The 23525-nt window shown below is 30.3% G+C and carries 19 protein-coding genes; 12 read left to right on the top strand and 7 right to left on the bottom strand.

Annotation, left to right across the window (positions count from 1 at the left end):
• Positions 1 to 150: 150 nt before the first annotated feature.
• The gene (locus tag Q4517_RS14090; RefSeq protein WP_303510680.1) at positions 151 to 3915 is read left to right on the top strand and encodes a transglutaminase domain-containing protein; all 3765 of its coding nucleotides are present in this window, start codon (positions 151 to 153) and stop codon (positions 3913 to 3915) included.
• 65 nt (positions 3916 to 3980) lie between these two features.
• Here Q4517_RS14090 and Q4517_RS14085 read toward each other — a convergent pair whose 3' ends face one another.
• Genes Q4517_RS14085 through Q4517_RS14070 form a run of 4 tightly spaced genes read right to left on the bottom strand, consistent with a single transcriptional unit; the run spans position 3981 to position 6875 of the window.
• Positions 3981 to 4709: a head GIN domain-containing protein gene (locus Q4517_RS14085; RefSeq protein ID WP_303510678.1), complete on the bottom strand. Its 729-nt coding sequence runs from the start codon at positions 4707 to 4709 to the stop codon at positions 3981 to 3983.
• A gap of 22 nt (positions 4710 to 4731) precedes the next feature.
• Entirely contained in the window at positions 4732 to 5802 is a 1071-nt protein-coding gene (locus tag Q4517_RS14080; RefSeq protein ID WP_303510676.1) for a hypothetical protein, read from the bottom strand.
• Positions 5789 to 6319 (bottom strand): hypothetical protein, encoded by a 531-nt coding sequence (locus Q4517_RS14075; protein ID WP_303510671.1) that lies wholly within the window; start codon positions 6317 to 6319, stop codon positions 5789 to 5791. Before Q4517_RS14075 ends, Q4517_RS14080 begins: the two co-directional genes overlap by 14 nt.
• Positions 6309 to 6875 carry an RNA polymerase sigma factor gene (locus Q4517_RS14070; RefSeq protein WP_408034060.1) on the bottom strand — a complete coding sequence of 189 codons (567 nt, stop codon included), beginning with the start codon at positions 6873 to 6875 and terminating at the stop codon, positions 6309 to 6311. Before Q4517_RS14070 ends, Q4517_RS14075 begins: the two co-directional genes overlap by 11 nt.
• Positions 6876 to 7073: 198 nt before the next feature.
• Between Q4517_RS14070 and Q4517_RS14065 the strand changes: the two genes are divergently transcribed.
• From Q4517_RS14065 to Q4517_RS14020, 10 genes are all read left to right on the top strand, one after another.
• Positions 7074 to 7931, top strand: coding sequence for a hydroxymethylglutaryl-CoA lyase (locus Q4517_RS14065; protein ID WP_303510666.1), 858 nt, complete (start codon positions 7074 to 7076; stop codon positions 7929 to 7931).
• A gap of 2 nt (positions 7932 to 7933) precedes the next feature.
• Positions 7934 to 8740 carry a hypothetical protein gene (locus Q4517_RS14060; RefSeq protein ID WP_303510664.1) on the top strand — a complete coding sequence of 269 codons (807 nt, stop codon included), beginning with the start codon at positions 7934 to 7936 and terminating at the stop codon, positions 8738 to 8740.
• A gap of 37 nt (positions 8741 to 8777) precedes the next feature.
• Complete coding sequence (locus Q4517_RS14055; RefSeq protein WP_303510662.1) at positions 8778 to 10337, top strand: bifunctional UDP-sugar hydrolase/5'-nucleotidase; 1560 nt, start codon at positions 8778 to 8780, stop codon at positions 10335 to 10337.
• A 130-nt stretch (positions 10338 to 10467) separates the two neighbouring features.
• Positions 10468 to 11649, top strand: coding sequence for a DUF4856 domain-containing protein (locus tag Q4517_RS14050; RefSeq protein WP_303510660.1), 1182 nt, complete (start codon positions 10468 to 10470; stop codon positions 11647 to 11649).
• Between the two features lie 104 nt (positions 11650 to 11753).
• Complete coding sequence (locus Q4517_RS14045; RefSeq protein WP_303510657.1) at positions 11754 to 12854, top strand: imelysin family protein; 1101 nt, start codon at positions 11754 to 11756, stop codon at positions 12852 to 12854.
• Positions 12847 to 14214, top strand: coding sequence for an HTTM domain-containing protein (locus tag Q4517_RS14040; RefSeq protein ID WP_303510654.1), 1368 nt, complete (start codon positions 12847 to 12849; stop codon positions 14212 to 14214). The genes Q4517_RS14045 and Q4517_RS14040 overlap by 8 nt, the downstream gene beginning before the upstream one ends.
• A complete protein-coding gene (locus Q4517_RS14035) occupies positions 14189 to 16681 on the top strand; it encodes a TonB-dependent receptor domain-containing protein (RefSeq protein WP_303510652.1) in 2493 nt (830 codons plus the stop codon). The genes Q4517_RS14040 and Q4517_RS14035 overlap by 26 nt, the downstream gene beginning before the upstream one ends.
• 243 nt (positions 16682 to 16924) lie before the next feature.
• A complete protein-coding gene (locus Q4517_RS14030; RefSeq protein WP_303510649.1) occupies positions 16925 to 17452 on the top strand; it encodes a hypothetical protein in 528 nt (175 codons plus the stop codon).
• A gap of 2 nt (positions 17453 to 17454) precedes the next feature.
• Positions 17455 to 19161: an ATP-binding protein gene (locus Q4517_RS14025; RefSeq protein ID WP_303510646.1), complete on the top strand. Its 1707-nt coding sequence runs from the start codon at positions 17455 to 17457 to the stop codon at positions 19159 to 19161.
• Between the two features lie 3 nt (positions 19162 to 19164).
• A complete protein-coding gene (locus tag Q4517_RS14020) occupies positions 19165 to 19908 on the top strand; it encodes a LytTR family DNA-binding domain-containing protein (RefSeq protein ID WP_303510643.1) in 744 nt (247 codons plus the stop codon).
• Here Q4517_RS14020 and Q4517_RS14015 read toward each other — a convergent pair whose 3' ends face one another.
• From Q4517_RS14015 to Q4517_RS14005, 3 genes are all read right to left on the bottom strand, one after another.
• Positions 19909 to 20178, bottom strand: a complete 270-nt coding sequence (locus Q4517_RS14015; RefSeq protein WP_303510640.1) for a hypothetical protein — start codon at positions 20176 to 20178, stop codon at positions 19909 to 19911.
• 27 nt (positions 20179 to 20205) lie between these two features.
• Positions 20206 to 20742: a hypothetical protein gene (locus Q4517_RS14010; RefSeq protein ID WP_303510637.1), complete on the bottom strand. Its 537-nt coding sequence runs from the start codon at positions 20740 to 20742 to the stop codon at positions 20206 to 20208.
• Positions 20743 to 20859: 117 nt separating this feature from the next.
• A complete protein-coding gene (locus Q4517_RS14005) occupies positions 20860 to 21615 on the bottom strand; it encodes a hypothetical protein (RefSeq protein ID WP_303510634.1) in 756 nt (251 codons plus the stop codon).
• Positions 21616 to 21863: 248 nt separating this feature from the next.
• Here Q4517_RS14005 and guaB point away from each other — a divergent pair, with 248 nt between their 5' ends.
• Entirely contained in the window at positions 21864 to 23339 is a 1476-nt protein-coding gene (gene guaB / locus Q4517_RS14000) for an IMP dehydrogenase (protein WP_303510631.1), read from the top strand.
• The last annotated feature ends 186 nt before the right edge of the window (positions 23340 to 23525 follow it).

Raw genomic sequence — 23525 nt, 5'->3', positions numbered from 1 at the left:
TAAATAAATAAAAAAGTCCGCTGTAAACTTACAGCGGACTTTTTTTATGATTTTTTAGGATATTATGTTCTATTTACTTAGGTTTGGATTAGTTTCAAAAAATGCTATATTTAAAAACCTACTATGATTTATTATTTTACCTACCCAAGAATGAAAAACATATTTACTTGTATGCTTTTTCTATTTCTTTCTTTAACTATAAATGCGCAAAAAAACCTCGAAATATGGAGTGCTTTGTTAGATAATAACCGGGATAAAGCACTTAGTTTAGTAAATAAACTAAATTATGAAGATGATGTTGAGAATCTAATTCTGAAGAAGCTAGTAGAAATGGAGAATGGTAATATGCGTAGTGACCATGAACTATTGAAGAAAATTTCTAATTATGAGAACTATGAAAACTATATGTTTTCTAATTGGACAATGAATTACTTTTTTAGTGATTATTTCGATATGGGTTTTAATTCTGAAACATATGAGTCACCTCAGTTTATAGATGCTTCTCAGGTAAAGAATACAACAGTAAAGAATGGACTTTTATATTTACAATCGATAACTAAAAGGAACCTTAAAGATTGGGACTCTTATACTATGTTGATGAATAATATCAATGCGATAAAAGGTTGGGAGTATTGCGGTGTTTTTGAAAATTTAAATTCTAGCGGTATAGATATGCCCTATCCTCCAGAAGAAAAATCGTCAAATAAAGAGATTTTTGATGCTCAGAGTAACGGAGATGCACAATGGTATAAATCACCAAACAATTCTGAAGTATATAACTTTTTTACCAACCACTCGGAATATGGGGCGGGAGTTCATTACGCTCAAACATTTATTGAGTCTTCAGAAAATCAAAGAGTTTTACTGAAATTAGGTAAAGGAGGGATGATTCGTTTTTGGCTTAATGATGTACTGGTTCTGGAAGATGACAATCAATATAATACAGAATTAGATGCTTATACTTATGAAGTAAACCTTCAAAAAGGTGTTAATAGGTTCTTAATTAAGTTGGCAGCAAATGGAAGTAATCCTTATTTTATCTTAAGAATGGAAGACTTAGAAGGAAAACCTTTAAAGAATTACAAGACATCGTTTGTTAATAGAAATTATAGAAAAAGTAGTGTAAAAGAGATAGACCCTAAACTAATCCCTCATAGTGTAGAAAAGTATTTTGAGGAAAAACTTAAAAATCCAGATAACGACATTAACTTGACAAAATTTAATTTGTTTCTTACTTATTATAGAAATGGAAGAATAAATAAAGCAATGAATCTTTTGGAAGATTGGTATAAGAAGCATCCTAAGAGTTCATTAATACGAACTTGTTTAGCGGAATGTTATAGTGCAAAAGGGGATGATAGTGCTTTAAAAAGAATACAGGATAATTTAAAAAGAGAAGATCCAAATTACTACATGTCTTCTTTTTTAGAATATCAAAAATTTGATGACTTAATGAGGTTAGATATTGATGCATATGAAAAGAAAATGATAAAGATTAAAAATTCAATTAATTATCCATTTATTGAAAAAGTATCTGATTTCATGATTTTCTTACGTCGAGAAAATAAGTTAGAAATGAAAGGTAAGTTAAAAGAGCTGCTAGAAGATAAAACATTGCCATCAACTATGAAATCTGTTTTTTCTGAATTTTATTCTAAACTTTTTAATGATGATAAAGCCACAATAAACATCTTAGAAAAATATAATAAATCAGAGTTTAACTCAGAAGTTATAAAGTATTTAGGTTACTATTATAAAAAACAAAATAGAGTTGAAGAAGTAGTTAATTTGTATACTGAGGTTATAAACAGGTTTAGTTATGATAATGATTTTTTATATAGATTAATTCAATTACTCCATGACACAAATCAATATAAAAGATCTTTACCTTTTATAGAAAAAGGAGTAAAAAACTACCCAAATTCATATGCTTTTATAAAGGCAAAAGGAGATACTTATGTTCAATTAGGAAAGAAAAAAGAAGCTGTAAAATTATATAAAATAGCTCTAGAAAGAAGTCCCTCAGATCATAAATTGAGAAAAAAAATTAATGATTTAGAAAATAAGAAGAATGTACTTGATGAATTTAGTTTAAAAGATGCTTACAGGTATATAAAGCAAAATAGAAATAAAAATACCACAAATAACTATGGTATAAATACTTTATTAAATCAAATAACGGTCTTAAGTCATAATAGAGGAGGAGGAGAATTTCAAGAAACTTTTATTCAGGAAATAACATCTTTGAATGGTGTAGATATTTTTAAAGAATACAACTTAGGTTTGTCGGGAGATTATCAAATAAAGAAAGCAGAAATAATAAAACCTAATGGAGAATCTATTCCTGCAGATCGTAATGGAGCTAACCTTGTTTTTTCTGGATTAGAAATAGGAGACGTTGTATATGTAGATTATGTAACAACTTACTCAACTTATGGTAGGTTTTATAAAGATTATATTTTAAGTCATGGATTTAAAGGATATCATCCTATTTCTAAAAATACTTATAGACTCTTAACTGTAGATAAAGAAGTAAACCAAATAGTTAAGAACGGTGAGGTTAAATATCATACATATAAAAAAGGAGATTATTATGTTCATGAATGGGAACTAAACAATGTGCCCGGTATTCCAATAACAGAAGATTATATGCCAGCTTTTAATGATGTAGTAACAAGGTTAAGTGTTAGCTCTATTGACTCTTGGAATGATATAGCTTCTTGGTATTCTGATATCGTTAGAAAGCAGTTAAAAGTAGATAAAAAGGTAGAAGAAGTATTCAATGAAATATTTATAGATGGATATAAACAATTATCAGAAAATCAAAGAGCTAAAAAAATTTATTATTATATAACAGACAATTTAAATTATAGTCATGTAAGTTTTAGACAGGGAGGGTATGTACCACAAAAACCATCAAAAACCATAAAAACTAAACTAGGAGACTGTAAAGATTTTTCATCTTTATTTTTAGTTTTAGCAAAAAAAGCCGAGTTAGATGTAAATATGGTTTTAATCCTTACTGCAGATTATGCCAAGAACCAGCTATTGCTTCCAAGTACCGATTTTAATCATTGTATTGTTAAGGTAAAAATAAATGGAGAAGCTCAATTTTTAGAGCTTACAGATAAGCATTTACCATTTAAATCATTACCAATGTCTCTTCGTGAAGCAACTGCTTTAGAAATACCTTATGATAACTCAACCAAAGTTGTTGAAGGTTTATTTAAACTAAACAATGTACTTAGAGAAAAAGCAAAATTTATAAGTATTACCGACTTAAATTTACATAAAGAAGAGTCAGAGATTGAGTTAGAGACACAAGTCACTGGTCATTTAGCATCTTATTATATTGATGTTTTAACAAATAAAGAAGGTGAATTATTAAAAGATGAACTTCATCAAGAGATTTCTAATAGAACAAGTGAACCCGTTAAATTTAATGATGTTGAAAAAATAGAGATAAATAAAGACAAAGGAACAGCTTTATATAAAATGAAATTAACTTCAGATATAAAAATAAACAAAGTAGCGGGTTTACAGACGTTTAAAGTGCCGTTTTTTTTAAATCCATATAATAATTTAGTTATTCAATTAGATAAACGATTGTATCCAATAGATTATAGAAAATATGAAAATTCTGATTATTATAGAGAAAAAATAATTGTAAGGCTTAAAGAGAATGAAGAGTTTGTAGGCTTACCAGAAAAAAGTACTTATAGTTTTAAAAATCATAGTTATTCAATTTCTTACAAGCTAATTAATAAAAATCTTTTAGAAATTGATATTGAGTCTAATGTATCTTCTGATTTGATTACCCCTAAAGATTATATTCAGTTTAAGAATTATGTAGAAAAAGTTCTAGATACAAGAGAGGTTCTAATTGCTTTTAAAAGTATAAATCAGATAGATTAAGGTTAGTACCTTTTAAAAAAAATCCGCTGTAAACTTACAGCGGACTTTTTATATAGTGAGGTACTTTAATTTCTATCAATAACACTTCCTGAGCCTAAAGAAGTCTTATCTATATCTGATGGTTTTCCTTTATAATATATATTTCCAGAACCTACTATTGTAGCTTTAATTCTATTGTTAACAGTGACTGATACATCGCCAGAGCCAGCAATACTAGCTTTTAAAGAGCTTGTTTTTAAGTCGTATGCTTTTATGTTTCCTGAACCACCAATAGAACATTTTAAGTTATCGCTTTTTCCTTTTAGCATAATGTTTCCTGAACCGCCAATAGAAGTTTTAACAGTATTAGCGTCTACACTAGCTATAATGTTTCCTGAGCCTCCTAAGCCAAAAGAAACTACATCAGCTTTTATACGCTTTTTTGCAATTACATTTCCTGACCCTCCCAAAGCAACAGCTTCAATTTTTTCAAAAGGAATGGTTACTGTTAGCTTTTTTGTTGCTTTAATATTAGTGTTTTGTTTAAAGTGTACATTTAATTTTCCGTTTTTAACTTCAGTTTCAATGTACTTTAAAATATTTTCTTCTCCTTCTAAGGTTACTTTACCTTCAGTTCCATCAATTAAATAAACATCAAAGGAACCTCCAACGTTTACTTTATCAAAAGAACTAATCTTTCTAGTTTCTGTAATAACTTTTCCGTTACCTTTAATTTTTTTTGAATTCCACCAGCTTTGTGCCTGTATTTGGAAACTAATAAAAAGAGTTAATAATAAGATTGCTGATTTTTTCATCGTAGTATAATTTATAAGTTGGTTAATCATTTAATTTTAAAGAAACGCCTCCATATTTAGATTTTATAGTAATGGTAGAATTAGAATTCCCTTTACCAAAAGCCCCTTCGTAATATTTTTTTGACGATTTATTAATGCTTTTAAACATGTCTACATGGTTTTCAGGATATCCAAACCCGGCATACCCTAAGTCAACAGTAAAATTAAAGCTGTTATTGCTATTAGTACCAAGTTTAATTCCAGCATAACTTCCATCAATAACAATGTTTTCAAACCCTTTTTCAATATTTCTAACTCTAACACTACCATAATCGGTATTAATCTTTAAGTTTTTTCTAAGAGTTCCTATTTTTATACTTGCGTAATCAGAATTACCACTAATATTAGAAGCATCATCTATAGAAATACTTCCATAATCAGTATTAAAATCAACGTTGGTTGCAGTACCAATTTTCATAGTAGAATAATCGGCATTAACTTTTAAGTTTTCTGATTTTATAATAGCTAACTTTGAGTAATCAACACTTAAGTTTCCAGATTTCATAAAGTTAATTTCAGAAGTACCACAGTAATCTAAATTAATATTATTAGTTTCATTTAATAACTGGTCTATTTGAATTTTACCATAATCACAATTAATATTGGATTTACCTTCTAGTTTATCTAATTCAATGTTTCCGTATTTATTATTTAAATCGGCATTATTGGTAATTGGCATCTTAACAAAGTAATTAATCTTGTAGTTTGTGTTATTACTGCCCCACCAAGACCAACTAGATTTTGTTTTTTCAATAATTGTTCTTGCTTCTACTAAACTAGGAGTAGCTTCAAATTGTACATCAATAGCTTTTAGTTTACGCTCAACATTAGATAAATCACTCCCTTTTACGGTAATTTTTACGTTGATTTCTATTCTGTTTTCATTCCAAGTAGTTACGTTTACATTACCGTATTTATTGTTAATGTATAAGGTAGCATTTTTGTTAACAGAAAAAGTTTTACGTATGTTTTTGCTTTTTTCGTGTTTTTTATCATTAGCTACTAAAAGTGTAGGAACGAATAAGAGTAGGAAAAGTAGTTTATATAATTTCATCTTCTAATATTTCTAATTTTGTGGGGTTTTGTTGTAACTCTAATCGTAAAAGAAGTTTTTCTAAGACATCTAATCGTTGTTGATAATTTTGTATCATTTCTCTGATGATTTGATGTTTATTTTCTCTTTTAGATAATTCTTTTACAAGAGCTTTATATTGGTCTTCTAGCTCTTCAATTTCATTTAAAGAGTCTTCAATAACGATTTCAGTTTCTAAACTTCTATATTGTTCAACCTCTTTTAGTTCTTGATTTATGGTTGTAACAAAAAAGTTTTGAGCTTCTGCCATTTTAGGTGAAACATCAGCTAAGTCGTATGTGTTTTTTTGCTGGTAGCTACCAAGGTAAAAACCTAAAACCAATACTACAGATGCTGCAATACCCATCCAAAAAAAAGATGGTTTTTTAGGTTTTTTTGGAGCTTCTAGCCTGCGCTGAAATCGATTTAAATGTCCTTGATGAGGCACAAAAACATCAAAATCATTCTCTTTAAAAAACTGATGCAGTTTATCCTCCATATACTTGTGTTTTATTAGTATTACTAGTTAATACTTGTTTTAATTTCTTTTTTGCTCTTGATACTGTTGTTCTTACATTTTCGTTAGTATAATTTAGTATTTGAGCGATTTCTTCATAATCATAACCTTCAATTAAGTTTAAAGTCAATATAATTCTGTAATTATCCTTTAAGCTTTGTAAACAGTTTATAACTCTCTTAATTTCTAGTGAGCTATAATCTATTTCAATGTCATCAACCTCATGGCTAGGAATCACATCCATTCTTACTTCATCATATCGAGTAACTTTTTTTAATTGGGTTAAACTCTTGTTAATTACAATTCTTTTTAACCAAGCTCCAAAAGCAACTTCACCTTTAAAAGTATCTAATTTCGTAAAAGCAGTTAAAAATGCTTCTTGAATTAAATCTTCTGCTTCGAATTCGTCTTTTAAAATACGATATGATGTATTATACATAGCTTTGTAATAGCTTTCATATACCTGCATTTGTGCAGAGTTATCGTTTTTCTTACAACGTTCGATTAGTTGGTTGATATGTGTTTGTTGCGACTCCAATGAAATCATTCTATACTAGAGACAATTTAACTTTTAAATTGTGACAGTTTAGATCAATAAAAGTAAAATATTTTTTATAGTTTAATTTTTTATATTGATATTTTACTGATAATTAAAGTGTTGTATGTTTTCTTTTTTGTTAGGGAGTGGAAGGTTAAGACAAGTAAAAAATGAATCAAAATATGTATATTTGACACAATGGTTAACAGTGTTAAAATTATCGAATGTCCAAGGGACGCAATGCAAGGAATTAAAAGTCATTTTATTCCTACAGAGGCGAAGGCTAAATATATCAATTCACTGTTAAAAGTTGGGTTCGACACTATTGATTTTGGAAGTTTTGTATCACCAAAGGCAATTCCACAAATGAGAGATACAGCTGAAGTTTTATCGAAATTAGATTTATCAGCAACTAAAAGTAAACTTTTAGCAATTGTAGCAAATGTACGTGGAGCAAACGATGCATCTCAGTTTGAAGAGATTGATTATTTAGGATATCCTTTTTCGATATCAGAAAATTTTCAAATGCGAAATACGCACAAAACAATAGAACAATCAATAGATACTTTAAAAGAAGTATTAGCTATTGCTAATCGAACAAACAAAGAGGTAGTAGCTTATTTATCAATGGGGTTTGGAAATCCGTATGGTGATCCATGGAGCGTTGAAATAGTAGGAGAGTGGACAGAAAAACTTTCGTCGTTTGGTGTTAAAATCTTATCTTTGTCAGATACAATTGGAAGCTCAACACCTGAAGATATAAATTACTTATTTTCAAACTTAATACCAAGTTATCCTCAAATAGAATTCGGAGCTCATTTACATACAACACCTGCCAAATGGCACGAAAAAGTTGACAGTGCTTTTAAAGCAGGTTGCCGCCGTTTTGATGGGGCTATAAAAGGCTATGGAGGTTGTCCGATGGCAAAAGATGAATTAACAGGTAATATGCCAACAGAAAAGCTATTGTCTTATTTTACAGCAAATAAAATAACAACAAATATTAAACCAATGAGTTTTGAAAGTGCCTATAATAAAGCACTAGAAGTTTTTTAAACATGACGAAATTAAATATTTTTTTTCTTTTTTTCTTTTTTTCAGCCTTTTCACAATCTGTAGATAGTGAAAGGATAGGAGTATGGAATGTGAAAGGGAGTAGAATAATTAAAAATCAGTCAGTAAGCGATGAATTAGCAGCCTATTATTGGGGTGAATTTAATAGGATTTTTCCAAAAGAACTCACTCAGAAATATATAAAACGTATCGTTTTAATGACGGACGGAGTGGATGAGAAAACTGGAGCTTTAGTTGCATTGAGTTCAAAAAATGACAAATGGCAATTAGAAATTGATATTAGAGATGTTAATTTTGAAACTAAAGATAAAAGAAGGCTTCATGAATCTGTGTATACTTTAGTGCACGAATTTGGACATTTACTAACATTAAATAGAACTCAAATAAGACCTACAAATAAAAATAAACAAGAAGAAGGAGAATTGTATTTAACTCTTGAAGGTGAGGCCTATAAAGATAGTTATATCAATAGGTTTGTTAATATTTTTTGGAAGGGTTCTTTATTAAACCGTTGGGATGTTATTCAACGAAAATATTGCTATACGGAAGCAAATTGTGTAGAAAAACTGTATGATTTATATTTAAACAATCGAACTGAGTTTCTTACAGATTATGCTGCTGAAAGCCCAGAAGAAGACATTGTAGAAAGCTGGACTGCTTTTGTGTTAAGACCTAGAATAAAAAAGCCTAGAACAATAGCACATAAAAAAATAAACTTCTTTTACCAGTTCCCAGAATTGGTAGAATACCGAAAAATGATTAGGGAAAACACACGTCAATATCTTCACTAGAATTCGTAAATTTGGTTTCCTTATAAAGAAAAACCAAATGAAGCAATTTAAAACCTTATTACTACTTTTAGCAACATGTTTTTTAGTAAGTTGTGGCTCTTCTCAGAAGAAAACCAACACAATCTCTTCAAAAACAGCGTATCAGTTTAAAAAAGATACTGATAAAACCTATTTTACAGTACTACAACTAAACGATGTATATGAAATAGCTCCAATTCAAGGAGGAATGTATGGTGGAATGGCTAGGGTTGAAACGGTACATAAGCAACTTTTAAAAGAAGATAAAAATACGATGTTAGTGTTGGCAGGAGATTTTTTATCCCCCTCTTTGCTTGGAACAATGAAGTATAATGGAGATAGAGTAAGAGGGAAACAGATGGTAGAAGTTATGAATGCTATGAATTTTGATCTTGTAGCATTTGGAAACCATGAATTCGATTTAAGTTACACACACTTACAAGACCGCCTAAATGAAAGCAAGTTTAATTGGATATCTGCCAATGTGTTACATAATGTTGATGGTAAACATTCTTATTTCCATAAAATTGTTGATGGTAAAAAAGAAACTTTAAAAGATTCTTTCATTAAAGAATTTAAGAATTCTGATGGAACGAATTTAAAAGTAGGGTTTATTAGTGTTTGCATTCCTTCAAATCCAAGAAACTATGTGCATTATGGAGATATGTACAAAGAGATACAACGTTCATATAACGAAATAAAAGATAATGTTGATATTGTATTAGGATTAACTCATGCATCACTTACACAAGACAAAAAAATAGCAAAACTTTTACCAAACGTGCCACTAATAATGGGCGGACATGAGCATACCAATAGTTACGATAAAGTTGGAAATGTGACAATTACAAAGGCAGATGCTAACGCAAAAACAGCCTATATTCATAGATTTGAATATGATCCTAAAACAAAAGAAGTTAACTTTAAATCAGAGTTAAAAGAGATAAATAAATCTATCTCTGAAGATGCTAATGTGAAAAATGTTGTAGATAAATGGCAAGTGGTTTTAGAAGATAAAATAGGAGAGGTAGTCTCTAATCCTTATGAAGTAATATACAAAGCAACCGAACCTTTAGATGCAAGAGAAAGCACTATTAGAAGTGTACAAACCAATATGGGGAGAATTATAGCGGAGTCTATGAGTCTAGCTTATAATAATAAAGTAGATTGTGCTTTAGTAAATGGAGGATCAGTACGTATAGATGATGTATTGGCTGGAGACGTAAATGCTGTAGACATTTTTAGAGTACTACCTTATGGAGGTAAGGTTTTAAAGGTTAAAATTAAAGGAAGTTTATTAAAGAAAGTATTAGATTTTGGCGTAGAGTCTTCAGGAACTGGTGCCTACTTACAGCGTTTTAATGCTAAAAAAGAAAATGGAGAATGGATGCTTAAAAATGGTAAACTTCAAGAAAGTCGAACTTATACAGTTGCTTTTTCAGATTATTTATTAAGAGGGCTAGATATTCCTATACTTTCAAATAAAAGCGAAGGAGTTATAAACGTTTATAAACCTAAAGCAGGAGAAATAGCATACGACATACGTAAAGCAGTTGTTAATTACCTTAAGAAAAAATAATTACCACTAAACTTTCAAATAGTTATCAAAAAATAAAATTTATTTAAAATAAGTCTTAATAAGATTTGTAAGGTTGATTTTCTTATATAAATTTGCCGAATAAAATTAATTAAAACTTAATCTAAATAAAATGAAAAGAGTAATCCTTTCTATGATAGCTGTGTCAGCTTTAGTATTTACATCTTGTTCAGATGATAATGATGTAAAACAACCAGTAGAAGCTCCAGCTACCTATGCTTTTAATGGAAAAGACAATAAATCTAACGTTAGTTTTTCAGGACAAGTAGCACGTTTAAAAATGGCTAAAGAGTTAAAGGATGCGCTTGGAATTAATACCAAAACTCTGGCTCAGTTAGAAGAAATGTTTAAAGAGGGTACAGGTTTTGAAGATGTATCATTAAACACTTCAGGGAAAAAACTTAGAGGTACTGTGGCTTCTGCTACAAACTCTAACGTAGATGCTGTAGAAACAGATGAGTTAAGGTTAAAAATGGACGGATGGATTGAAGACCATGCCACAGAAGTATATGCTAATTGGAATACAGATGCAGCTGCAGGTACAGCAGGAAAACTAATTACAGGTAGTAGAACAGTTTATGTAAATGCTAAAGGAGTTGAGTACAATCAAGCAGTAGCTAAAACATTAATAGGTTCTGTGATTGCAGATCAAATGATAAACAAATATGTTTCTCAAAAATTTATTGATGATAATAAAGCAGATCATGAAGCTGGAAAACCATATAAAGGAGATGCCACCAAAAATTATACAGCTTTACAACATGGTTGGGATGAAGCTTATGGATATTTATTTGGTTTAGAAGAAGATCCTGCAAAACCAGTTAATTCTTTAGATGATAGAAAAGGTTTCTTGAACTCTTATATTAAAAGTGTTGATAACGATAGTAAGTTTAAAGGAACTTTTGATGATGTGTACAATGCATTCAAATTAGGAAGAGCAGCAGTAGATGCTAATGATTATGAACTAGCAAGCAAGCAAGCTGAAACTATTAGAGTATCAGTATCTAAAGTAATAGGGGTTATGGCTGCACATTACCTATTAAAAGGAAAAGGAGCTAAAGATGCAAATAGTTTACATGCATTATCTGAAGCATATGGTTTTTTACAATCACTACGATTTGTTGAAATTAACGGACAACAAGTTGAAAAAAATCAAATCGTAGGTACTATAACAATGTTAGAAGCTGATAATGGTTTATGGTCTATTACAGATGACCAATTAGATCAAATTGCATCTAGGTTAGGAACCTACTTTGGTTTTACAACAGAAGATGTAGTTAGTTTAAATGACTAAACTATTAAATGAGATAAATTAAAAATAGCCATGTACAGTTACGTGGCTATTTTTTTTTATTTTTGCGTGTTTATTTAGATTAATAAAAAATTAATTAAAACAAGATGAAAAAAATCGTATACATATGTGTACTCTCTTTAATTGTTGCTTGTAGTTCAAGTAGTAATGATGATTCCAGTACATCAACACCAGATGATTTTAATAGAAAAGAAATGTTGACTTTTTGGGCTGATCAAATGATTATTCCTGGATATAATGATTTTGTAGAGAAAACAGAGTTATTAAATGAAACAATAAATAAATTTACAACAACAGTAAACACAGCTAATTTAGTTGAGGCAAGAACTGCATGGAAAAATGCTTATATAACTTGGCAAAAAATTTCGTTATTCCAAGTAGGTAAAGCCCAAGAAATAAACATGGTTGGTTATATGAATACAATACCAACGAATGCTACTCAATTAGATGATTATGCTAAGTCGGGAACTTATAACTTAGAATCACCTAATTTAATAAGTGTACAAGGTTTTCCTGCTTTAGACTATTTACTTAATGGAAAAGGTACTGATGAAGAAACAGTAACTTTTTATACAACAGCAGAAAATGCAGCTAAGTATACACAATATTTAAAAGATGTAAGTAACAGAGTTTACAATTTATCTAAACAAGTTAAAGATGATTGGAACGGAGGTTACAAGCAAACTTTCATTGAAAACGATGGATACTCAATATCAAGTAGTGTAGATAAATTAGTAAATTTTTATGTTGTAGCTTTTTTTGAAAAACAATTAAGAGACCCTAAAATAGCAAATCCATCAGGAGCAAGAACAGGCATACCAGATGTAACCTTGGTTGAAGGCTTTTATAAAAAAGACATCTCTAAAGAATTATTTATGACCGCGTTAACAGCAACAAAAAACTTTTATAAAGGAATAGGTTATAATGGAAATAATGGAAAAAGCTTACAGCAGTATCTAGAGTTTTTAAAAAGAAAAGATTTAGCAGATTTAATAAACACAAACTTTACAAAAATAGAAGATAAAGCAAGTTTATTAAAAGATGATTTTACAGATCAAATTCAAAATGACAAAAACGTGTTTTTAAATACTTATGAGGCTATGCAAACAGTATTAAAAAACTTTAAACCAGATATGATGAGTGCTATGAGTATTAAAAATACTTCGAGCGACGCTGATAATGATTAATACATTACAAAAATATTTCAAAAAAAATACGGAAGCTGCCCCACTTGCAGTATTTCGTATTTTTTTTGGTTTTATGATGTTTTGTAGCATACTACGTTTTTGGTTAAACGGATGGATAGAAGAACAATATATAAAACCAAAATTTTTCTTTTCATACTACGGATTCGAGTATATAAAACCATTAGGTAACTATACCTATTTATTATTTTTTATTTGTGCAATAGCTGCCTTACTTATAATGTTAGGTTATAAATATAAAACAGCGGCAATTACGTTTTTTTTTAGTTTTACTTACATTGAATTAATGGATAAAAGCTATTATTTAAACCATTATTACTTTGTAAGTTTAGTAGCATTCATTTTAATTTTTCTACCAGCAAATGCTTATTTTTCTTTGGATGCAAAACAAAATGAAAAAATAGCCTATCAAAAAACACCTAATTGGACTATAGACGCAATAAAGTTACTATTAGGTATCGTATACTTTTACGCAGGATTAGCAAAACTAAATTCCGATTGGTTGTTTAGAGCCTCTCCATTAAGCATATGGTTACCCGTACAAAATAATCTACCATTAGTAGGTTTTTTAATGTCTAAAACATGGTTTCACTTTGCTATGAGTTGGGCAGGAGCCATATACGATTTAACAGTACCTTTTTTATTATTAAATAAACGAACACGTACCATAGCATTTGTTACAGTAGTTGTTTTTCATGTATTTACACGAATACTATTTTCAATAGGAATGTTTCCTTATATAATGATTGTCTCAACCATTATATTTTTCAATCCAAAAGTGCACCATAAAATACTAAATAGTATAGCAGTCATATTTAGTATCTCTAAGGGTTATTTCGATCAAGGAAAAACCTTGGTAACTACCCAAAAACTAACATTAACAAGAAAGTTTTTAATACTATTCTTTATGCTACAAATAATTATTCCTTTTAGGTATTTGTTGTACCCTGGAGAATTATTTTGGACAGAAGAAGGATACCGTTTTTCTTGGCGCGTTATGTTAACTGAAAAAGCGGGCTATGCAGAGTTTAAAATAATTGATGAAGAAACAAAAAAGCAAGTATATATTGATAATAGCGACTATTTAACGACATTACAGGAAAAACAAATGAGTTTTCAATCAGATTTTATACTTGAATTTGCTCATTTTTTAGGAGATACCTACAAAAAGAAAGGAATGAAAAATCCTAAAGTATACGTAGATAGTTATGTAACATTAAACGGTCGACTTAGCACACAATTTATAAATCCAAAAGTAGATTTATACCAACAAAAAGAAAGTTTTAAACACAAAAATTGGATTATACCATTTAACCATGAAATCAAAATTAAAGGTCTGTAGCATTATTTTTATCTTATTTTTAGCTGTGCAAACAGTGGTAGCACAATATACCATTTCAGGAAAAATAATTGATAAAAAAGGAAACCCTATCAATAATGTTGAAGTTTTTGATGCTTCAGGCGGAAAGTTGGCAACATCAGACGCTCAAGGAAATTATAAAACCAAACCATTACAATCAGGAAACTATTCATTGGTATTCTTTTCGTATAACTTCGAAATAAAAGAACATGTACTTACTATTACAAATAAAAATATTGTAGAAAACATAACACTTTTAAAGTTAGATGAAGAACTATCAGAAGTAATCATCAATCAAAGGCTAAGAAAAGTATTTAGTTTAAAAAGATTAAAAGCAGTGGAAGGAACTGCTATTTATGAAGGAAAAAAAACAGAAGTAGTTTTATTAGATCAAACAGTAGGAAATAAAGCGGCGAATAACGCACGCCAAATATACAGTCAAGTAGTTGGACTCAATATTTACGAAAATGATGATGCTGGATTACAGTTAAACATTGGAGGTAGAGGCTTGGATCCTAACAGAACATCAAACTTTAATACACGACAAAACGGTTACGACATTAGTGCAGATGTATTAGGGTATCCAGAAAGTTATTACACACCACCAGCAGAGGCCTTACAAGAAATCCAAATTGTAAGAGGAGCTGCATCATTACAATACGGAACACAATTTGGAGGGTTGTTAAATTTTAAATTTAACGAACCTAATAAGAGTAAAGAATTTGAGTTCATAACAAGACAATCTACAGGGGCTTTCGGTCTTTTCAATTCTTTTAATAGTGTTGGAGGTACAGTTGATAAAACAGGTTATTATGGTTACATAAATTATAAAAGAGGAGATGGTTTTAGACCAAATTCAGAATTTAATTCAATAAATATTTATGGTCATGTAGATCATAAACTATCAGAAAAAACAACTTTAACAGTAGAAGCAACATATTTAAATTATTTAGCTAAACAAGCTGGAGGGTTAAATGATAGAATGTTTAATGAAGATCCTTTTCAAAGTAACAGATCAAGAAACTGGTTTCGTGTAAACTGGAATTTATGGGCGGTAAAACTAGATCATAATTTTACAGAAGACACGCGCCTAAGTGTTAACTTATTTGGATTAAATGCTTCGAGAAAAGCCATAGGGTTTAGAGGGAATTATAAATCAAGTAATGTAAGTCCTATAACCTACGTAGATGAACCTTTTGCAGATGGAAATTATGCTACGAGAGATTTAATTAACGGACAATATAAAAACTGGGGAACAGAAATTCGCTTTTTATCAAACTATAATTTTAGAGGGCAAAAGAATACCTACTTACTAGGTGTAAAATATTACAAAGCAAATAATTCAGAACAACAAGGAGCAGGGTCTAATAGTGTAGATGCAGACTTTACATTTGCAGATGTAGATGCCTATGCCTCATCTAATTTTAAATTCCCAAATACGAATGTAGCATTATTTGGAGAACATATTTTTAAGCTATCAGATAAATTCTCAATAACTCCTGGATTTAGGTTAGAATACATAAAAACAGGAAGTAATGGTGATTATAAAACAGTATTGTGGAATAATGAAGACCTACAAAACGGAGAGCCGTTACCTAATGGAACTAATACGTTTAGAGACGATAGAACAAAAGAAAGAAGCTTTGCTTTATTTGGTATTGGTGCAAGTTATAAACGATCAACAAAGTTAGAAATTTATGCAAATGCTTCTCAAAACTACCGTTCAGTAACCTTTAATGACATCCGTACGGTAAGTCCTACTTTTAAAGTAGATGAAAACATAGATGATGAAGAAGGAGGCACAGCAGATATTGGAATAAGAGGAAAAATTAAAAACATAGTAACCTACGATCTAAGCGGATTTGGACTGTTTTACAACAAAAGAATCGGAATTTTTTGGGTAAGTAGCGGATCCGATGCAGGAGATAGGTTAAGAACTAATGTAGGAGATGCTTTTATTTATGGTTTTGAAGGTTTTACAGATGTTAGTTTGGTAAATGCATTTAAACTGTCACCAAACTACGTGCTAAATACCTATGTAAACCTAGCGTTAACACAATCAGAATATACAGATTCATTAGAAAAATCGGTAATAGGAAATCAAGTAGAGTTTATACCGAACCTAAACTTAAAAACAGGAGTAAAGTTTGGATATAAAAACTTTTTAAGTAGCTTACAGTTAACGCATTTGTCTGAGCAACAAACCGATGCTACACATGCAACAGTAGATAGCACACATCCTAGTTACGGAACAATAGGTCCTATACCAGCATATACAATTGTAGATGCTTCTTTTTCATATTCGTATAAAAAATGGAAGCTAGAAACAGGAGTTAACAACCTATTAGACGAAAAATACTTTACACGCAGGGCAACAGGATACCCAGGACCAGGTATTATACCATCATCTCCAAGAAACTGGTATGTAACATTACAGTTCAAAATTTAAAATAAAGGGAGATACTTAGTTTTCTCCCTTTTTTTGTTAGTTACATGGTATTAGCACATTGTTTCATTGTGTTTATAACGGTTTTCTCTTACTGTAAATAATATTTACTTTCCCAATAGGAGTATGAGAAATTTCACAAAAGACAAATTTCTCTATAACCTCTATAAAATAGTAACAAACTATTTTTTCTTTTCTTTTTATAATTGTAAATTTAGCCAATAACCAAATTTAAATTATAAAAACATGGGAAACCCAGTAAACGTTAACGGAGTTACATTAACATTAAAAGATTTTAGAAAATTTGACACCAATATTAGTGTTGATAATATACCAAAAGGACCTTTAGTTAACATGTCAGGTCTTGAAGGTAGTACAAGTAACCCTTTTACTGTAACGGTTTTAGCATACTTACCAGATAACCCTTTGAAGCCAATTGAAAATACCACTGGTTTACAACTGCAAGGAAATGAAATCTATTTAAACTATTATGGAATTATTCCAGTTCAAATCCCAAATAAAGAAGGAGGGTATAATATGGTAAGTTGTAGAGATTTTAGAGTAGATTTTAATTGTGATCAAGTGGCTAGTCAATATGATTTATATTATATAGAATATACTTATGAATTGGGAGAAGGAACTGAATTAGCGGACATGATTCTTGTTAGAAATAATAATACTAACCCAATTTTGAAGGATGTAAACGATGACCCTGTAACAGAAAGAGGTACGGTAACCACGCCTGCAGAAATGGAACCCCCAACACAGTATTAATTTTGAGTAAATTATATTCTATTATTTATGGAATAACTTTACTGTTGTTTCAAACCAGCCTTCCTGAAAAAAACAAGACCTTTATTGGAAGAGGTAACTCTATTTGTGAAAAATATAAAAATAAAGCTTTTTGTAAAGCTTTAGATTTTTATAAGAGTAAGGAGTATGATTCATGTTATGCCTATAGTGCTAAGGTTCTTTTGCAAGTTAAAAGTAAAGAAGAGCTAGATTATGTTAAATTTATGCAAGCCTATAGTGCATATAAAAAAGGATTATATAAAAAAACCCTGCAAAACCTAAATCTTATAGCAGATAACAAAGATTATACTCTTGAAAAACAAATTTTAAGAGGGAATATCTATTTAAAATTAAAAAAATATGATGAATCAATTTTTTTTTATCAAAAAGCTTTAGATGAAAAGCCAGAAACACTAAGAAAAAAAAATATTTATCATAATTTAGGTATAAACTTTTTACAAAAAAAAGATTTTTTCAAGGCTAATGAATATTTTAATAAAGAATTAAATTTAATTCAGGCTATAGATACAGCAGCTTTAATTAGTGCTAAAATGGATCTAGCAAATGTCTATTATAATCAATATTTAGATGATAAAGCAATTCCATTATTTAAAGAAGCTTATGATTTGTCAAAATTTTATTCTGATATAAGGTTGAAGCAGAATTCAGCAAGAAATATGGCGGTTGTGGAGAAAAACCGAAAAAATTACCAGAAAAGTATAGAGTATTATATGGAATATGGTAATTGGAAAGACTCTATTTGGAACCGTGATAAAATTTGGGAGCTTACAGAAAAAGACAAACAATTAGCCGTAGCACAGAAGCAACAAGAAATTGTATTACAAGAAGAGCAGTTAAAGCGTCAAGCAGTGGTGCAAAAGAGTTTGGTAATAGGAGCTTCAGGTTTATTAGTTTTTTTGGGGTTTTTAGGCTATTTTTATAGAGAGTTAAGAAGTAAAAACAAGTTTATTACTCAGCAAAAAGAGGAGTTAAACGTAGCAAACAAAACCAAAGACTATTTGTTTTCTGTAGTGTCTCACGATTTACGTTCACCAATTAATACAATTAAGCGACAGCACGAAAAGCTAAAACGACAGTTAAAAAACAAAGAATACGATGCGGTAAGTGAAACTACTAACAATGCTATTGCATTAACTGAAAGCACGAGTCACTTATTAAATAATGTATTGCATTGGTCATTAGAGCAAAACAATCAGTTATCGTTTAAAGCAGAAGAATATCCTTTAAAACCATTGGTAGAACAGGCTGTTTATAACTTTGAAGAAATTGCAGAAGCTAAAAACATTGCACTAACTACAACGTTAGAAGCTACTATTTTGGTAAAGGCAGATAAGGAATCTCTAAAAATAGTATTGAGAAATTTGTTAGATAATGCACTAAAATACACAGGAGAAAACGGCAAGATTGAAGTAAAAACCTATAACGACTCTGAAGAATTTAGTACAATTGAAATTAAAGACACAGGTTTTGGTATTTCAGAAGAAAAACTAGCAAAAATTAAAGGATTAGAAGATTTAAGTATTGACAAAATTAACAGATCTGAGGGCGTAGGGCTAGGTATGTTACTGTGTCAAACACTTATTAAGAAGAATAATGGAAAATTACTCATAGATAGTGAGTTGGAAGTGGGGACAACTATACGAATTTTGTTACCCAACGCAAGCGCATAAATTATGAAAAAACTACAATTATTATTGTTAGAAGACTTAGAGGAAGAAGCATTAGAACTTTCTTCTTTTTTGGAAGATAATGATTACGAAGTATCGTTAGCAAAAAATGCGGTAGAAGCAGAAAAGCTGATTAGAAATCGTTTTTTTGATGTTATTATTTTAGACATCATGATAAACGGAAAACCAGACGGAATTTCGTTAGCACACCGTTTAAATAAAGAAGGAATAAATGTTCCTTTCTTGTTTTTGACAAGCATGCAAGGAAGAGAAATTTTTGATGAAGCAAAACTAACCAATCCGTTAGTATATCTATTAAAACCTTATAACAAACTGGAATTGTTGTTCTCTTTAGAATTAGCAATAGAGTCTTGTTATCAGCAAAGTAATAGTATAAGTTTAACATCAGATAATGGAGTGTTAAGTCCCGCTTTTTTATTCATAAAGAAAAAAAGAAGTGTAGTGAAAGTAGATGTAGCTGCTATCAATTATGTAGAAGTGAAAGAAAAATACTGTAGCTTAATTTGCGATTCAGGAAATTACCTAATAAAGTTGTCATTAACCAAGCTAAAAGATATGTTGTCTAATCCAGATTTTAGACAAGTACATAGAAATTACTTAGTAAACGTTAAGAAAATTAAAGAAATTTACTTTGAAGACAACCTTATTGTTTTAGATAATGAAGAAAAAATTCTCTTTAGTGAGCGTTATAAAACAGCATTTATAAAAGAGAATACAATCTTTAGATAGTTACACTACTTTAGAAACTAAACTTATTACAAAGCCAAAGCCATTTTCAATATTAGAAATAGCTTTGGCTTTTTCATTATTGCTAATAGTAGCATCATCAATAAGTTTAAGTGTTTTTATGGCGTTTGCATTCGTAATTTTACTTTCCTTAATAAAAGCATCCACTTCGCTAAGTTTTAGGTTAGTTAAACTAGCCAACTGTTTGTTAAACTCAGCATCAGTTTGTGAAGCAGCTTCTTTAGCTATATTGTTCCAATTTATAGAATTCATAATGGTTATTTTTCAGTAATTACTTTTTCAATGGTTATCAATACTTTGATTAATGGTGTTTTCAACCTTTATTATATCAACCTTATTACCTGTGAGTTGATTTATCGCATGCAAAGCCTCTTTTTCTGTGGTTTTTACTTTTACAGCAGAGTTAATTAAGTTTTGAAGTGAAGTAGTAGCTCTGCTATAATCGCTATAATTAGAATTTAGTTGGTTTAAAATATCTTGTCTTTGTAAATCCAATACACTTTGAAGCGAATCTTTTTTGCGATTAATAATAGGAACAATACTGTTAAGAATGTTTGGTAATTCCTTTTTATAATCTAAAGAATCTGGTAATAAACCTTCATACTTTTTTAGTAGTGTAGGAGTATACTTATTTTCAATAAATAAGTTTATTTTTTCCTTTCGCTCATCAAAAAGTCTGTTGATTAAAGACACATTTAAAGCATGCATATTATCTGCTTCTTTAATAACTTCTTTGGTTAGTGTAACAGTAGAACTTGGAATGCTAGCACAAGAAAGTAGAAAAAAGCTAAGAATTGATACGTAAAAATACTTCATAAGTGTAATTTTAAAGTTAAAAAGAGGTTGCTACAATGTTGAGCTAAGTTTGGTTAGTATGCTGTAAGCTCTATTATAATCACTTAACGGTGCAACCTCTTTTATTTTTAGTAATAGTTATTTATTGGGTTTAGGTACGATAAAAATAGATTTAACTCTATCTATAATACCTTGTAATATGCTAAAAATAGCTTCAGAAGAAAACCCACCAATCAGTGCTAAAACACCTTTATTAAAAAGATCGATATCTTCTGGACTTTTAGTGTAAAAAGAAATAATTTCCGACATAATTAGTCCAGCAATAATACCAAGTACTATTTGAGCCAAATAAGAAATAGACTCTTCAGAAACCATAGTTGAATTTTTAATAGAATTACTAACTTTTTTCAATAAATAAAAAACAACGCCTAGACCAGCAACAGAGGCTAAATAAGACAGGTTTAATAATAAAGGCACCCCTGAATTATTCATTAAACCTTTATCTAATGAGCTATTATTTACATTAGGAGAAAGCGCAGTAATAATAAATAAAATCAAGAAGAAAAGAGCTGGTAAAATAAGATTTCTAACTATAGGAAGCTTACTGAAAATAGATTTATTTTGTCCTTCATTACGAAGAGTTTTGGTATATTCTATAGATTTTGGCGTTGCAGGAGTAATGTTTTTAACAAGAATATTGTGCGCGTTAATCAAATCATTTAAATACTTACTCTCAATCAAAGAGTTCACTTCAGTATTAATAGTAATACCGTTGTAAATAGCATACGATAACATATTATTAATTTCAGTAATTAATTCTTTAAATACCTTAGGATAAACATCGGCAGTGTTAGCTACTATCTTAGTGTCTTTTATCAGGGTACTGGTTTCCATTAGTTGTAGGTTTATGAATTGGAATAGGGTAAACACATACTAAAATTAAGAATGATATAGAAAAGAATAACGGGGAGAAACCTTGAGCGTATAAAAGTTGATTATTAGCGTTATTGATAGAAGGGTAAAGCAATAAACAAAAGATAAAATATAAAACGATTTACTTAACTTAAAATTAAAGGTAGTTTTTGCATTATTTGTAGTACATTTGCATGCAATTAATTAACAACACACTAAATTGATTGCATATGCAAGCTCATCAAGCTAAAATATTAGGTGAAGGATTAACGTACGACGACGTTTTATTAGTTCCAGCCTATTCAGAAGTACTTCCAAGAGAAGTTTCAATCCAAACAAAATTTACCAGAAACATAACAATCAATGTTCCAATAGTATCTGCAGCTATGGATACAGTAACCGAATCTGCTATGGCTATTGCTATTGCTAGAGAAGGAGGAATAGGAGTGTTGCATAAAAATATGACGATTGCTCAGCAAGCTCAGGAAGTACGTAAGGTAAAACGTGCAGAAAGCGGAATGATTATCGACCCAATAACCTTATCGTTAAGTGCTATTGTTTTAGATGCTAAACAAGCAATGCGTGAGCATAAAATTGGAGGTATTCCAATCGTTGATGAAGCAGGAAAATTAGTAGGAATTGTAACCAATCGTGATTTACGTTTCGAAAAAAATAACGAGCGTCCTATTGTTGAAGTAATGACTTCAGAAAATTTAGTAACAGTTGCTGAAGGAACTTCGTTAAAAGATGCTGAAGTTATTTTACAAGAAAATAAAATAGAAAAGTTACCAGTTGTTAATGATAATGATAAGCTTGTAGGCTTAATTACCTTTAGAGATATCACAAAACTAACACAGAAGCCAACAGCAAACAAAGATACTTTTGGACGTTTACGAGTAGCTGCAGCATTAGGAGTAACACACGATGCGGTGGATAGAGCAGAAGCATTGGTAAATGCAGGAGTAGATGCAGTTATTATTGATACAGCGCACGGACATACACAAGGAGTAGTGTCAGTATTAAAAGAAGTAAAAGCAAAATTTCCAGAATTAGATGTTGTTGTAGGAAACATTGCAACACCAGAAGCAGCTAAATATTTAGTAGAAGCAGGAGCAGATGCAGTAAAAGTAGGAATAGGACCAGGGTCTATTTGTACAACACGTGTAGTAGCTGGTGTAGGGTTTCCACAGTTTTCAGCAGTGTTAGAAGTAGCTGCAGCTATTAAAGGAAGTGGAGTCCCAGTAATTGCCGATGGAGGTATTCGTTATACAGGAGATATACCTAAAGCTGTTGCAGCAGGAGCAGACAGTGTAATGTTAGGATCATTATTAGCAGGAACCAAAGAATCTCCAGGAGAAACTATTATCTACGAAGGAAGAAAATTCAAATCGTACCGTGGAATGGGATCTGTTGAAGCCATGAAACAAGGATCAAAAGATCGTTACTTCCAAGATGTAGAAGACGATATTAAAAAGTTAGTTCCAGAAGGAATTGTAGGACGTGTTGCTTACAAAGGAGAATTACAAGAAAGTATTCACCAATTTGTAGGCGGGTTACGTGCAGGAATGGGATACTGCGGAGCAAAAGACATTGAAACCCTAAAAAACACAGGGAAATTTATCCGTATTACAGCAAGTGGAATTAACGAAAGTCACCCACACGATGTAGCTATTACGAAAGAAGCTCCTAACTATAGTAGACGATAAAATATAAAGTTATTGCAAATCCAATCCTTTGGATGGAAGCAATCTAAAATATCAAACGCCGTTAATTTAATTATTAACGGCGTTTTTTTGGGTGTTATTCTCTAAGGAGTGTAGGCTTCCCAAAAAATAGGACAGTTAATAATTCGAATTTACTAACTTTAAATTCAAACTGTCACAATGAAAAAC

The sequence above is a fragment of the Tenacibaculum sp. 1_MG-2023 genome (assembly GCF_030547425.1).
Lineage (GTDB): Bacteria > Bacteroidota > Bacteroidia > Flavobacteriales > Flavobacteriaceae > Polaribacter.
This window is presented reverse-complemented; position numbering and strand designations above follow the sequence as displayed.